Origin of the sequence: Pedobacter sp. MC2016-05, from assembly GCF_026239735.1 — a bacterium.
Classification (GTDB): Bacteria; Bacteroidota; Bacteroidia; order Sphingobacteriales; family Sphingobacteriaceae; genus Pedobacter.
Genome location: NZ_JAPIVT010000016.1, coordinates 37,851 through 51,685, shown reverse-complemented (window position 1 = coordinate 51,685; position 13,835 = coordinate 37,851). Strand labels below are relative to the sequence as shown.

19 protein-coding genes are annotated in these 13,835 nt (G+C 34.8%); 17 read left to right on the top strand and 2 right to left on the bottom strand.

Annotated features, from left to right (window positions below; genetic code table 11):
• Position 1 precedes the first annotated feature (1 nt).
• The 16 genes from OQZ33_RS17940 (at position 2) to OQZ33_RS17865 (ending at position 12,688) form a co-directional block, all read left to right on the top strand.
• Positions 2 to 232 (top strand): hypothetical protein, encoded by a 231-nt coding sequence (locus OQZ33_RS17940; RefSeq protein WP_265800603.1) that lies wholly within the window; start codon positions 2 to 4, stop codon positions 230 to 232.
• A gap of 108 nt (positions 233 to 340) precedes the next feature.
• Positions 341 to 2,125: a hypothetical protein gene (locus OQZ33_RS17935; RefSeq protein ID WP_265800602.1), complete on the top strand. Its 1,785-nt coding sequence runs from the start codon at positions 341 to 343 to the stop codon at positions 2,123 to 2,125.
• A gap of 21 nt (positions 2,126 to 2,146) precedes the next feature.
• Positions 2,147 to 2,611, top strand: coding sequence for a hypothetical protein (locus OQZ33_RS17930; RefSeq protein WP_265800601.1), 465 nt, complete (start codon positions 2,147 to 2,149; stop codon positions 2,609 to 2,611).
• 8 nt (positions 2,612 to 2,619) lie between these two features.
• Positions 2,620 to 3,762 carry a VanW family protein gene (locus tag OQZ33_RS17925; RefSeq protein WP_265800600.1) on the top strand — a complete coding sequence of 381 codons (1,143 nt, stop codon included), beginning with the start codon at positions 2,620 to 2,622 and terminating at the stop codon, positions 3,760 to 3,762.
• A 126-nt stretch (positions 3,763 to 3,888) separates the two neighbouring features.
• On the top strand, positions 3,889 to 4,674 hold the full coding sequence (locus tag OQZ33_RS17920; RefSeq protein ID WP_265800598.1) for a hypothetical protein: 786 nt from the start codon (positions 3,889 to 3,891) through the stop codon (positions 4,672 to 4,674).
• Positions 4,675 to 5,172: 498 nt separating this feature from the next.
• Positions 5,173 to 5,430 (top strand): hypothetical protein, encoded by a 258-nt coding sequence (locus OQZ33_RS17915; protein WP_265800597.1) that lies wholly within the window; start codon positions 5,173 to 5,175, stop codon positions 5,428 to 5,430.
• Positions 5,431 to 5,543: 113 nt separating this feature from the next.
• On the top strand, positions 5,544 to 5,873 hold the full coding sequence (locus tag OQZ33_RS17910) for a hypothetical protein (RefSeq protein ID WP_265800596.1): 330 nt from the start codon (positions 5,544 to 5,546) through the stop codon (positions 5,871 to 5,873).
• A 10-nt stretch (positions 5,874 to 5,883) separates the two neighbouring features.
• Positions 5,884 to 7,539: a hypothetical protein gene (locus tag OQZ33_RS17905; protein ID WP_265800595.1), complete on the top strand. Its 1,656-nt coding sequence runs from the start codon at positions 5,884 to 5,886 to the stop codon at positions 7,537 to 7,539.
• A 471-nt stretch (positions 7,540 to 8,010) separates the two neighbouring features.
• The gene (locus OQZ33_RS17900) at positions 8,011 to 8,334 is read left to right on the top strand and encodes a hypothetical protein (RefSeq protein ID WP_265800594.1); all 324 of its coding nucleotides are present in this window, start codon (positions 8,011 to 8,013) and stop codon (positions 8,332 to 8,334) included.
• On the top strand, positions 8,331 to 8,483 hold the full coding sequence (locus tag OQZ33_RS17895) for a hypothetical protein (protein ID WP_265800593.1): 153 nt from the start codon (positions 8,331 to 8,333) through the stop codon (positions 8,481 to 8,483). Before OQZ33_RS17900 ends, OQZ33_RS17895 begins: the two co-directional genes overlap by 4 nt.
• A 78-nt stretch (positions 8,484 to 8,561) precedes the next feature.
• Positions 8,562 to 8,864 (top strand): hypothetical protein, encoded by a 303-nt coding sequence (locus tag OQZ33_RS17890; RefSeq protein WP_265800592.1) that lies wholly within the window; start codon positions 8,562 to 8,564, stop codon positions 8,862 to 8,864.
• Between the two features lie 32 nt (positions 8,865 to 8,896).
• Positions 8,897 to 9,184 (top strand): hypothetical protein, encoded by a 288-nt coding sequence (locus OQZ33_RS17885; RefSeq protein ID WP_265800591.1) that lies wholly within the window; start codon positions 8,897 to 8,899, stop codon positions 9,182 to 9,184.
• 10 nt (positions 9,185 to 9,194) lie between these two features.
• The gene (locus OQZ33_RS17880) at positions 9,195 to 9,947 is read left to right on the top strand and encodes a hypothetical protein (protein ID WP_265800590.1); all 753 of its coding nucleotides are present in this window, start codon (positions 9,195 to 9,197) and stop codon (positions 9,945 to 9,947) included.
• Between the two features lie 160 nt (positions 9,948 to 10,107).
• Positions 10,108 to 10,821 carry a hypothetical protein gene (locus OQZ33_RS17875; RefSeq protein ID WP_265800588.1) on the top strand — a complete coding sequence of 238 codons (714 nt, stop codon included), beginning with the start codon at positions 10,108 to 10,110 and terminating at the stop codon, positions 10,819 to 10,821.
• On the top strand, positions 10,815 to 11,936 hold the full coding sequence (locus OQZ33_RS17870; RefSeq protein WP_265800586.1) for a PQQ-binding-like beta-propeller repeat protein: 1,122 nt from the start codon (positions 10,815 to 10,817) through the stop codon (positions 11,934 to 11,936). Before OQZ33_RS17875 ends, OQZ33_RS17870 begins: the two co-directional genes overlap by 7 nt.
• A 41-nt stretch (positions 11,937 to 11,977) precedes the next feature.
• Positions 11,978 to 12,688, top strand: coding sequence for a hypothetical protein (locus tag OQZ33_RS17865; protein WP_265800585.1), 711 nt, complete (start codon positions 11,978 to 11,980; stop codon positions 12,686 to 12,688).
• A gap of 102 nt (positions 12,689 to 12,790) precedes the next feature.
• On the opposite strand, the gene OQZ33_RS17860 is transcribed toward OQZ33_RS17865, so the two are convergent.
• A complete protein-coding gene (locus OQZ33_RS17860; protein ID WP_265800584.1) occupies positions 12,791 to 13,021 on the bottom strand; it encodes a hypothetical protein in 231 nt (76 codons plus the stop codon).
• Between the two features lie 199 nt (positions 13,022 to 13,220).
• On the opposite strand from OQZ33_RS17860, the gene OQZ33_RS17855 reads away from it, so the two are divergent.
• Positions 13,221 to 13,406 carry a hypothetical protein gene (locus OQZ33_RS17855; protein ID WP_265800583.1) on the top strand — a complete coding sequence of 62 codons (186 nt, stop codon included), beginning with the start codon at positions 13,221 to 13,223 and terminating at the stop codon, positions 13,404 to 13,406.
• Positions 13,407 to 13,451: 45 nt separating this feature from the next.
• Here the strand turns inward: OQZ33_RS17855 and OQZ33_RS17850 are convergent, their stop codons facing one another.
• Positions 13,452 to 13,625 (bottom strand): hypothetical protein, encoded by a 174-nt coding sequence (locus OQZ33_RS17850; RefSeq protein WP_265800581.1) that lies wholly within the window; start codon positions 13,623 to 13,625, stop codon positions 13,452 to 13,454.
• Positions 13,626 to 13,835: the final 210 nt, after the last annotated feature.

The window sequence follows — 13,835 nt, the reverse complement described above, 5'->3', positions numbered from 1 at the left end:
CATGCCTTACTTTACGGAGCTTTCAGCTTTCAGTTTAACCTTATCCATTCTTATTTTGGTGCTAAGTACCAAAGAGTTAAAAATGCCGGTGGAGCGTTTTACGCCACAAGACTTTCAAAATCTAAAAACGGCTAAACGGTTATCTATTATTGGAATAGTGATTTCGTCGCTAATCATTATCTATCTATTAATCATATTAGTTGTAATTACAATGGGCTTTTTTAGTTGGTGAGAATGCGTGTTTTTTAATTTGATCAGTTGTTTTTAAACGAATTATAATTTATCTCCAGCGAATATCAATCGGAACGATTTATATGTTACTTTTTACTCATATTTAGGGATGAAGGTTCTAATTTTTACCGTATTCATGATTTTAAGTAAATTGGTTTTCGCTCAAAATACCATCACAGTTAGTGGTGTTTTTAAAGAAAATTATCGGGCAGTTAGGCTTAGCAATGAAGTAAATAGGTTACTCTTTATCAAAACTAAAGGCCATTTAAAACTTCCAGAATATGGTAACGGTTATTTTCTTAATCTCACCAAAGAAGATGCGGCTAGAGTCGGTTTCGATGATATTTTGGTCATTCCTTTAAGATCAGAAATTTATCAAAGCGATAAAAATTTGGTGAAGCTAGATTTGGTGCAGTTAAGTGAAAATGAACCCTCGGTTTTTTATACCAAACAAAGTAAGGCTGATAGCGAAGCAACTTACGGGACTAAAATATTTGAAAATCCTTCGCTAAAAGATACTGTGGATTGGAATAAGATTACCCGATCTGATTTGCTATATACCAAACAATGGATTGATAATTTAGATAATGAGAAGCAGGTAACGCTAAAAAGTTATATCCTTTACGATACCGATAAGGGCAGCGGTTCATCGGTACAATTCTCGAAAATAATGATGAAAGAATTAGCGGAAGAACGCCTGCATCGTGTTAATAATTTATTTAATGGAGATAGCAGAGAATGGACTAAAAAACAATGGCAAGTCTGGTTTCAGAAAACCATTAACTATCAGGAACCAGCGCTTAAAGACTGCAACCCGAACCAACATAGTATCAGCCAAATTTATAAATATGATGATGGCAATACCATGATATTTGGTACAGATTATAGTAGTGGTAAAATTATTGGGGCACAAATGTTATCATATAACGTAGATCAATATCAAGGTAGACAAATCGTGGCGATTGATAGTTCAAAGTATGCTAAATATGACTATTACACAGGGCTACAGAAGCAGGTTTTTAACATCAGAGCCTTTGAAAGCGTAGATAAAAACTTATACTTTTTTGACTATTACGGGAATTGGAGCCTTTTTGAGTTCGATACCGCTGAAAATCAATATAAATTTAAAGCGAAAAAAGAAATCTCCATTCCAGAAAGTGCTGGCAGAAGAGCCGATAGTTACGTCGAAAAGCTACAAACTAGTGAGAAGTTAACTTATACCATCACAAAAAATGACAAAACAAAGGAATTTTATGCCCTTGTTTTAAAAACACAAACCGGAGAAAACTTGATAACGAAGTCTTTGAAAGATATATTATTTAGTACGGCAATTGACTACCGGAAAAATTTTGAGCTAGTTGATCTGAAATATGGGTTAAAAAGTAGTAAAGACTTTGTTTTCGGTATTAAGCAGGGCGATGATTATTATCTGGTAAAAACCGATGAAAAACTGGAAAATGTAAAGTGCATTAAAACGATGAAAGCCTTGCGCCATTCTACTTTGTTTGTTCATGATAAAACCATTGATGTATTGAAATTAGATAACAATCATCTGTCGAAGATATCCTTTGATAAAGCTTTAATAAAGCAATTAAGCGAGCAACACAAGTTGATAGAAAATTGGTATTATGATGAAGATGGCTTAGTGGTTTATGATGGTTCGAACTATAAATTGTTTGCGCCATTTCAGCTCGAACAACATTCTGGTATCCAATTACTAACCTTAAGCAGTGATTTGGAAATTACAAATAAGCAGTGTGTTTATCAATTTCTTCCGCTAGAAGAGCCTGAATATACCAACATGATCCACTTGCAGTATGCAGCAAAGTTAAATAATGATTGGTGGTTACTGTTTCGGCAGGAGAGTAGTTTGAATTATGTAAAGGTCAATTGAGATTGTTTTAATGCAAATAAAATGAAATTAAGGATGTTAAATTGGAAATTATATGTATTGATTGTTGCGGCAGTCGTAATTATTTCGTGTAATGAAAGAAAGAAATCAGAGCAAAAGCCTGTTATAGATACTATAGAAAATAGGCCGAGAGTAAAGGAGAAGGGAGCTGTAAATTCGAAGAAAGATTTTAGCCGCATCAAAAAACAATCTTTTGCGATTAGTTGTGGCTCTGGTTGTGCAATGACTTATAATGTAAAAGATATCAATCAACTTAATACAACATCAATTAGGGTGGTATTTGAAGTTGATACCTATATTGATGAGGAGCAGACTGAAAATTTAGTTGAGACCTACATTTTCGACTATAACAGTGAACATAGCATAGAAAAAATTACCCGTGAGGGTGAAAATGAGAATGTTTTGGATAACCTAATTGGTGGTGCACAACAAACTTTCAAAGAGTTTGCGGCAGAACTAATTAAATAAAACTGGTAATGAAAGCGTTTAAAATTCTGCTCATATCTTATGCAACCTTCCTGTTTCTTTTGCTGGGATTGTTTTGTTGGCTGATTGCACCAGAATATTTCGCATGCGAGAAAACAATGTTTGAAGGTGAGCAAGGTTTAACCATTTTTGGAGATCAGGTTGACTGCTCAGGTGAAAATCAAGACGTTGGTGAAGCTATGTTTCAGGTATCTTTACTGGTTTTAACTGTGGGATTTTTAATTCTAATTATTGGTTGGTATTTCTACTCAAAAGCGAAAAAGAAACTACTGATTAGCAAGTCGTCTCCTGCAAAACAAAGAAAATTACTAAGTCAGAGGCACCCATGTTTGTACTTTTTGGCAATCTGGACAAGGCGATTAAAACGCCGGCTGGAATGGACTTTCGATGGCAAAAAATATGCGAAGACGAAAACTGAAGATAAATTGCAATTCAGGATCAAAAAGCATCAATCGGTATTGCTCAAAAAGCTAGGTGAAAATAATGAGCAGTTGCAATTGAACAAAATTACCAACCTCAAAATTGCTGCTGCGCAAATCAACGGAATTGTTATTAAGCCTGGCGAAACGTTTTCTTTTTGCAAGCTGGTGGGTTTACCTACAAAAAGTAAAGGGTATTTACCAGGAATGGAACTTTCATTTGGTGAAGCAAAAGCAGGCATTGGCGGTGGAATTTGCCAGATTTCCAACCTCATCCACTGGCTGGTTATCCATAGTCCGCTTACGGTTACAGAGCGCCGCCACCATTCTTTCGACCCATTTCCAGATGATGGGAGAGTTTTACCTTTTGGCAGCGGAGCCACAGTTTTTTACAATTATATAGATTACCAGTTTATCAACAACACAGAACATATTTTTCAAATTAACTTATGGTTTAGCGATAAGTGTTTGGAGGGCGAGTTACGCATTAATTCCGAATTAAACTATGCTTATCATGTCGTGGAAAAAGACCATCGATTTTTGAAAATCGATGGTCAATTTTACCGGAAAAATGAAATCTGGAGAGATAAACTGATGAAGTTTGAAGGCGGTAAAATTGTTGAAACAGAATTGATAATGAAAAATTTTGCCCGTGTTACTTATGAACCAGAAAGCTATGAGGAAATGGAGGATTATGAGAAAACCTCTCATTGAATTTGCACAAATACAAGAAAGGACTTGTGATAAATAAATCTAGATACCTCAAAACAAAAAAAAATTGCAACAGACGGAGTAAAAATTATTAATAGCGATTTGGCCGAAGACCTATATGCTCACTTTATGGATAGTTTTCAAGAAGGTAGAAATTTTACCCAATTGAACAATCAATTTTTGGATAGCAAAGCTCAGTTTTCTGAGAACACAAAAGAGTATGAGATTTGTGTTACCGTTTATGGATTAGCTTTTTGGGAAATTGGCGCTTTAACAGAAATTATGCTGCAAGAAGTGGAAACGGTCATCAACCAAAAGAATACGGTTAATTATTGGGCAAAAGGAGTTGGAAAAGAAACTGCGGAATCAAGACAAAAAGAACTAGATGAGCTTCTTGAAAAAATAAGTAAGCCCAATCTTAATCCAATTAAAAGAGTAAAAAAGCAGCCGAAACCCAATCTGTTCAATATCGGCGACGTGTTATCGTTTCAGTACCCTGACAGAAATTATGGAACAGCTTTTATAGTAGATATTTATAAAATGTCTGGCTTCAGTCTTTACTCCATTTGCCGAACCTGCGATACAACAGTACATAAGCCAACCATGCAAGATTTTTTGCAGAGTACATTTTATGCATCAGGAACACCAACAGTGGATGATTTAGGTGCAATGACTACCAAACTATCCGTTTGGGTAAACCAAGTTGAAAGAAACGAGTTGGAAAAATTTTTTGACCGTTTCAGTAAGATTGGAAAAATTGATTTTACGTTACCATGTGGGCAACCAATCATTACCAATGATTATCAAAAATTTTGTGATAATTCGATTTACGAATCACACATTGCCTACTCAAATAGCTTGGGCAGAGCTGTAGATCAGTTCAAAACAGTCGAATATGCAAAGGTGCTTGAGTAAACAGCTGCCCAATCCCGATTTTTTCTTCTCAATTGGGGCATGCTCCAAGAACTTAACTCCAACCTACCAAAGTTTGCGCATAGATTGCTTCGTTGCCAATAGCAGGCGACGCTAATTTAACCTATTTCTCAACGAATTATAACCCAAACCCAGCGAATTATAATTGGCGAAGATTATTTCTCGGCTAAATGGTATGTTTATATAGAACATAGCATTTTATGAGGACAAAAATATTTCTGTGGGCAGTTTTATTATTTTCGGGTTTGATCAGCAAACTTAGTGCACAAGATTTTTATCCAACAAATCTGACGGCTATCATTTATACCGATGACAAAATGTAATTAAGATCAATGACAACTACATTAACCACAAAGGCTTTTTATGCCAAATGATAGCACGTATGCTAAAAAAGATTTGTCTGTAGTGATACAAGTGACATCGAAAAACAGCGATAAATCTTTATAAGTTCAGATAAATTATTACCTCACAAACAACAATTTGGACCGCTTTATAAAACGTGCCGCAAACAGTGGCCTAGATAAAACTGGTGTAGATAAATTCGAAAAAACCTATAAAGGAATTTATTATAAAATTGAGATTAAAAGAGCAGTTTCTTTCGAAAATAAAACATACAATTTAATCAGTTTTACACAGCGTAATGAGTTAGATTCTGCAAATCTAGATAAAAATCAAGAGCCTAAAAAAGGTTTGAATATGTTGAGAGTTATCCGTTCCAGAACACCCTATGGTATTTAGACACCAAAAAAACTGAGGTTAGAAATAAAAATGAAGATATAAGCAAGTACGTAATCTCACTTACAAAAAATAAAACTACTGATGTTAAACTCGATTTTCTGGATGATTTTAATATGAAACTAACCTATGGGCCTCCTCAAAAAAAACAGTATCTCCTGGGTACTTATCATTTTTATAGAAACTCGATTGGTCATGGCCTTTACGAAAACAAAGTTCAGTTTGAAATGGCACCTGCATTTCAAAAACCAACCAAACCTTGTTATAAAGTGTTTGAGTTGGTAGGTATGGTCGAAAGCGCTCCAAAAAATACAACAAATTATTTTAGATATTGGCTTAGTTCCTTTGATTATGAAGTTAAATGGGGGAAAGGGAGCAGCTTTAACCTGACTAGAGAAGTGGATAATAACACGCCAGTATATGCTGTTCCAACTTCTAAAAACTAACAAATTGGTGATGAACTTACTCTTAAAATATTTCAGCGGATTAATGTTGCTACTCTCGCTTTCAACAATGGCTTTGGCTAGCGAATGTTATAACAATGGTACCAGCCTCACCTTTAAAATTTTGAAAAAACGTGATGGTATTTACTATCAGTTTACGCAAAAAGATCAAAATGGATTCAGCTATGTAAAACAGCAAAGTGTGCTGCTAAAAGGGATTGATGCTTCAACATACAAGGCTACGGGCGAAGATGAACAAACGCTGATGTTTGGCGATAAAAATGGTTTCTATATTCTTCCGAAGAGAGAACAATACGATAAAAACACATCGGTTTATTTTAAAATTCTTGGTGCAAACCCCAATCAGAAACATATAAATGGCAGGCTATTTTTATTAAATGGAAAATGGACTTACCTGGATGCATGGGAAAATAGCATCACTAAAGTTGTGCTAAACGAATTACCGCAAAACATCACTAATATTAAAAGTTATGCCTATGGTTTTTATGTTAAAAGTGATAAAAATGTTTTTGTAGTCAGTGTTGATCAAGCCTCGTCGCCAAAATACAAGGTGGCTATTGTTCCTGATTTAAACCCTGCAACAACGATTTATTATGCTTTTAACCCATTAAATAATGAAGATTTTCTTGCTGATGCGAGCCATCTTTATTCGATCAGGAGAGAGGGATCTGCAGATAACCTAACGCCTCAAATGCTGGCTTTGGGACTGAAAACCGATATGAATAAACTTACAATTATCGATACTAATTTGCCATCGTGGTATTTAAATGGTCAACTGCTAAAAAAACGAGAAGGTACATCAACCACAGGTAGAGATCCAGTATCAGGTGAGGAAATCGATATCGATTACAGTTTTTCTTCAGGCAAAATTTTGCAGCCACTTTATGGTAACAGTAATTACACGCTCTTTCGTGGTAAAATCTATCCTATTTGGGATGATCATTTTAGTCAGCCTTATGATGTGAAAACTAATGCAAAGAGCTTAAAACTAATTGAAGGGAAACTATTTCGAGGGGATGACTTTTATTATATCGAAGGGGATGATGATTTCAAAATCATCAGTACCAATATCTCAGCAGATGCAAAATTTTTTCCAAGTATTGGAAGCTACCTTAGTTATTTGCCAAAAGCTTTGATTGATGATAAATACATCTATTTTATTGGCGACAGGTTTAATATCCACATAGAAAATAAAAAGGCGCTAACCAGTAAAATTGTAAAGCAGTTGGGAATGTTTTATTTGTTTAATTACTCGCTATATGATGGAGAAAAATTGTATCCAATTACCGCTGATGAGGAAACCTTAACTTATTTAGGTTCATTTGTCGAAGTTATAAATGAGTGCGCTGACAGTATGCCCAATTCACCATCGGTTAAGGTTAACTATTATAATTTTTTTAAAGATGCCAATCATGTTTATTATTTCGACAATGAGAAACATCACTTGCAAATTATACAGACTGCCGATGTAGAAAATACAAAAATAGATGACTACGAAACCCTCCAGTCACTTTATAAAATTAAGGATGTGAAAGGTTCGATTAAAAAAAAAGTTAGCGAACCTTTGAACTATTATTTAATTGCTACCTGCGTGATGTTAGTGTTAGGAATTGGAGTTTATATCTTTAAAAGAAGAGATACTCATTAAAATGAATAGAAACAGCATATTTCACCTGCTAAAACGCATTCTGATTCCGATCATAATTCTCGGGATTTTGCTTGTTTTTATTTTGATTTTAAATCCAAATCTTTTCGATGTAAGCCCCATACATAAACATGAACTTGTGCCTTCCAATCCAAGTCTAATACTCAATTTATTGGCATTTTTTTATGTTCTTTATTTGGCAGTAGAAATGGTTTTGCTTTTCGTGAAAAACAAAAAAACATTGGCAGTTTGCAATTTCTGCATCTTGGTGTTATTCGCAATTTCATCATTAATGTTCCTTAATTTTTAACCAGAATGGAAAACAGAAAATAGTTTTTAATTGCTTCTGGGATAACCTTGTTAGTGAGCCTTTGCGTTATTTTTCGAATAGAAAAAAAGAGTGAGTTTATTTCAGATCTGGTTTACACATTCATAACATTAGGTATCGCAACGCTTCTAGGCATGTATGGCTTAATGGGAAAAAAATTTCTCGGTGGGTTATTAGTCCTTCTAATGAGCGTGATCATCAGTTTTATTAGTTGGTATATAGTTTTTTACAATGATTTTTGGGGGATAGTACCTGCTATTTATGGAGGCATTCCATCAGGCGTAGTTGCTGGGTTACTTTTTCTAATTACAGATGCTAATTTTTTAGCTGATGATAATAAATATAAACGCTTTATTAAAAGACTTTCAACCTATTCGGTTCTTCTAATTATCATTTCTGTACTATTTGCAAAAGGTGGCGATTGGATTTTCGAGATTTCAGAATATTTTAAAAACAAAGCAGGGCGATGAAAAAACTAATTTACACAGCTTTCTTTTTAATTATTTGTGCATCAAAGGTTTTTGCTCAAAAAACAGATAGCATAAAAACAAAATTGGTGGCTAATTATTACAAATTAAATAAAGTACAAAAGGAAGTCGCTCAATTTTATTTAATGTAGTTAAGGTTTTCGTTAACAGGGTTATATAGAAATTATAGGGCAAGGCCACAACTGGTTGGCATTGGCAAAGATGGCGAATTGCACAGTTTTGAGCGATACAAAACGCTTTATGATGATGCGAAAGAGTATCAAGAAGATTTCAGTATTAACCTGTTTTTTATGGTAAATGTACGCACAAATAAAAAGGGCGAAATTTTCCTGGCTTACACTTTGTTAGATCCCCATTGGGATGATGCCCCAGAAGTAAAAAGTTATATTGGTAGAATTGATTTCGGTATTGAAAACAATGATTTTAGAGATTTAAAACAAATACATCGCCCGCAAAAAGTGAAAAAATTGGGTAAAACATTTATCTTCTTCCATTGTAATAATTATAATTAGGAAAGACCAACACAGAGAAAATTTTAAATGATATGATGAGCTCTAAAGTCTTGCCTGTATCAATCGCAATATTACAGCTGTTGAGTTTGGCACATTTATATTATAGTTATAAGTACGGCAGCAGTCAATTCCCAGTAGCATTTATCGAGCTCAATATTTTGGCATTGGTTAATCTACCTATATTAATTATGGCTTTGATTTATGCCAATAAGTCGAAGCAGAAATCGACAATATGGTTAATGCCAGCAACGCTGGCTTTTATTGTGGTTTTGCTGCTTACTATTTGTTATATTGTAATGCTGGCAGATAAATACGATTAATCGAGATCCAATGCATAAAAAGATCATTGTAACATTAGCGGTTTCCTTGCTCTGTTTTATTGTAGCCGTTGTTCTGATGTTTTCCACCAGCGGTAAATATTATAAAACTTTCAGTCCGGATAGGCAGTATTCTGTTTATGCCTCCAAATACTTTTACGAACGTTTTTTATTCAAGATGCCTGGCGGCTCTGGCGATGCTTCAGGCAAGGTTTACTTATACGATGAGATAAAACATCAGGTAATTAACAGTGCATCTGTAGCTATCATGTGGACGATCACCGATATCCAGTGGGAGGAAGATAAAGCCTATTTTGTTGGCGAAGACGCTCCGACCATATCAAATCCCTGGCTTTTGCCACGTGCCATAAAAATGCCTTACACCAAAACTGAAGAGCAGGATAACATAAAAACAGTGAAGGAATATAGTTCATTTGATAAAATACAGTCTATCACCATTCTTAAATCCATCAGTTCTTGCTGGAAACCATTAAGTTATCAAGCATTCGATGATACGGGTAATAAGATCTCCAGCTGGACAAAGCGTTATTTTCAATCACCAAATAGCACTTGCGATTTTACGCCGTATTTTATGCATGCTTTAGAATTTGACAAAGGGGCATTGGTTAAAGAGTATTCGTACAATGCGGCATGCGATGATTGCGAAACCTTTCCCTGTGGCACAGAAAGTACTTGGGATCATGATGGAAAAGTGATTGCAAAAAAGGTTTACAAAGGTTGTGAGATATTTAAAAGCAAACCTTAACCAGTTCTTTTCAGTTCATGCATCGATGCATTAGTTTCTTTCCGAAAAACAGTAAAAAGCCAGCGAATTATCATTCAACTCCAGCGAATTCACATCAGCTAAAATACTTTAATGCTGAAACTTTATTTTTAGAGTTATATTGAACTTAGCGACTAAAAAAATGCAATCAGTTCCTGGAAGAAAATCGAAATCAAAAAAAATATTGAAAATTGTTGGCCTATCTATCATAGGTCTAGTTATTATCATTATTGGGATAGAATATATGTACAAAGATAGTTTAGAAAGTCCGATGTATAAGGTACAGCAATATTTAACCTATAGCAAAGAAGATTGGGCTAATTACGAAAGTATGAAGCGTATGCAGGCCGAAACAAATACAAGGCCGAATATGGTAGATGTGTTGATAGAGGCACCTCAAAGTCCTGTAGATACAACGATGTGGACGAATGCCATCAAAAATAAGGATTTCATTCCTGAGAGTGTATTGGAGGATATCAATAGATATAAAAAGCGAGATTTCTCTAAGCTCAAAATTGACCAGGATAAACCAAGTGACGATGAAGCACAACAGGCAATTGTTAGAAATTATCAGAATGAAGTGACAAGCTTGCTTTTAAAATATAAAGCCCATATAAAAATTGGAGCCTGTTATGCTGCCCCTTTACAAAAACTGGATGGAGATACAGAAATAGCCAGAGTAACGGCAATGGTTTCGGCATTTAATAAAGAGCATGGAAACCTGGGTAATATTCAGGCGCCTTTAAATGTAATTTATGATTTTGTAAAGTATCAATCAGACGCTACAACCTGGCACCTGGCCGATTTTAGCCAAATCATTCCATATGATTATGTATTAAATAAAAAACCATGGTAAGATTTTCAATCCTTTCTTTGCTGATTTTGTCACTGCTTTCTTGCACTAAAAAAGAGCAAGATCAAGCCAAGAAAACCCTGTATTTAACCACCAGCGCAAATGATGTATATGCATTTAACCTGGCAGACAAGAAGTTGTTGTGGCATGTTGAAGCGTTTAATAAGGCAGAAAATGATGAGGTTAACTTTTTTACCGTTGACGAAAAACATTTGACCAAAGCTTATATCGATGGCTCAATTATACAACACGATAAAAAAACGGGCAATAAGGTGTGGGAAATAAAAGATACTGATGGGCCAGAGGCAAAGCTCTATAATTTTGATTTCAATGAGGTAGCATTTCGATTGTTTTACCAATACCCATTATTGGTAAACGGCAATCTTATTTTTGCCAACAGCCACGGTGAAATAAAATCGATAAACATAGCGACTAAAAAAGTGAATTGGATTTATTACAATCCCAACATCATTTATTCGAGTCCTAAAGTGTTACAAAACCTGGTAATGGTCAGCTTAAACGGAAGTATGATTGCGATTGATATCAAAACTGGCAAAAAAGTTTCCTCTGTTAATTATGATGAAAACGAACCTGTTACCAATGAAATGGTGATCGATGGTGGTAATATTTTTACACTTAGTCAGAACAATTTGTTATCATCCTTTACACCTGAATATAATTCTATTTGGGATTATAAAGCAGACAATACTTCGCAAAGTTCTACCCACAACATGCTTATTACAGACAAAGCCCTGTATTTTGGCGGCTCCACCTTATTTGCCGTAGATAAAGAAAAGGGGGAGTTGCTTTGGAAAACCGAATTGTATAAAGATGACAATGCATTGCTTAGTGTGGCCAAATGTGATGATGGCGTGATGGTGAGCACCCGAAAAGAGTTATTAAAGTTAGATGACGATGGCAAAATTGTAGCTCGTAAAAAACTGTCTAACGAAGCTTATGGCATCCTTTATCTTGCCAATAACAACTATTACTATACTTGCCAAAACGGGGTAATGTATAGCATTGATGCAGGCTTGCAGCATGAAGCGGTTTTTTACAAAGGCATTAATATAGATCCCGAACACAGGGTGGATAATACCTATATGTTTGCGGAATAGGATGCTGCAGAAATTATAAGAGCCGAATTCATTTACAACAGATGAAAAACTATATTTTGATTATTGCCTTACATCTACTTACCTCTTGCAATGCCCAGGAAGGGCCTAAACTTACTCCAGCCGAAAAAAAGGAACTTCAGGACTTTTTTGGCGTAAAAGAAAATGTGAAGGAAGTAAGTACTAGCATAGAAGCCTTAACAACGCTGGGTAAAAGACAGTTTACTACAGCTACAACGTTTTACAAAAACGGAGCGCCAAAGGAAACCAAGATGTACGAGAATGGTAAATTTAAAAGCACTGAACCTTGGCGGGCGAGCGAAAAAAACGACGACAAAGGGTGGGAATTCATTGAGAGATTTGATGATAAGAAACGCGTAATAAAAACTATTAAATACAATTCTGGAAAGATTGTTTCTGAAATCGACTTTAAGTATGAAGCCTCAGGAAATAAAGTTGAAGAATTTGATAAAGTCAGTAATGTCAAAAAGAAATTTAAGTATAATAGTTTCCATAAAATAGCCGAGGAAGTAGAGTATCAGCAGAACGGTGAGTGGTACTTGAGAAAAAAATACAATTACGATGCGAAAAAGGACAATGTCGAAACCTTGGTTTACTACTATCCTGAAGAAAAAGTGCCCAATGGCAGACTAGTTTATCAATATGACAAAAATGGCGACATGATTAAATGTGTCACCTACGATAAAAGCAATGTAGTTATTGAAACTAAAATTCGAAAAATATCATATTACTAAGAGAATATCAGGGCAGGTTGGGATGAGTCAATTTTAAAATTACCTTTTTACCTATAATATAATATATCCCCAAAAACATAATTGCATTTGGGGATATAAAATCTATGCAGCATGTACTACTTCGAAGCCACCGTACATGGCCATCTCTGCAGAATGTTTAACGGTTAATCTTAGTTTCATTTGTTCTATCAATTCTTTAGCTGCGGTAATACTTCTGTAAACATCGTTATTGCCTCTTATTTCTATCCCTCTGCTCAATAACTTAAACTTACTTGGCTGAAATTTTTCAATAAACTGTTGAAGATCGTTTGGTGGAGTAGTTGTCTTTTGCATATTATTCGTTTTTAGATAACAGTTAAAGGACTTACCTTAACATTTGTTTGATTGATTTTTTCAACATCATCGGGTTTTTAACATTTTGATAAGGATGTGCTTGATTACCTGTGATTTATTTAATTATATTCTTTCGATTTTAATTTTTGAAAACCTTATTCTTCTAGACACTGTTGTTTTGTTAAAAATCTAATTTGTTATGAATACGGATCCAAAACACAAAATTCAGAATGATGATCAGGATGATCAGCATAAAGAAACAGGCTATAAGCAAGAGACAAACGAAGACAACGATGTTCAGGAGGGGCTAACAGGCGAGATGGATGAGGATGAAGATGTAGCTGGAGATTTAGCTGGCAATGCAGCCGGAAACCCTGAAGACTAAATTTAATCTTCCACTTTTACAACTTTAGTAGTAAGATAATAAAAGTTAGCTATGGCTATCGGTGCCCTGGCTAGCTTTATTAATCAGGCTCCAGGCAAATAGAGTCCAAATACAAATTACTGTACTAATTCCCAACTCAAAATCTGAAATCTTTTGTGAAACGAATACTGCAGCAGCAGATACCAGAGAAGAAAATAGGAAAAATAGGAAATTTTTCATAATGATCTGATTTAGTTGCTGTTAATTATCGTGAATATAGCAAATTGACTTTTTTTCCCCAAATATTTAATAATATATTTTATTGATAGCCAGTTATTTAGCTACATTTTAGGCTGTTTTTGAGAATTTTCACTGTTGTATCTGAATTTCATCTAAGATCCAAAGCTTTGTCGCAAAAAAAAAAGGTGCACCTGAATATTTTCTGCTGCA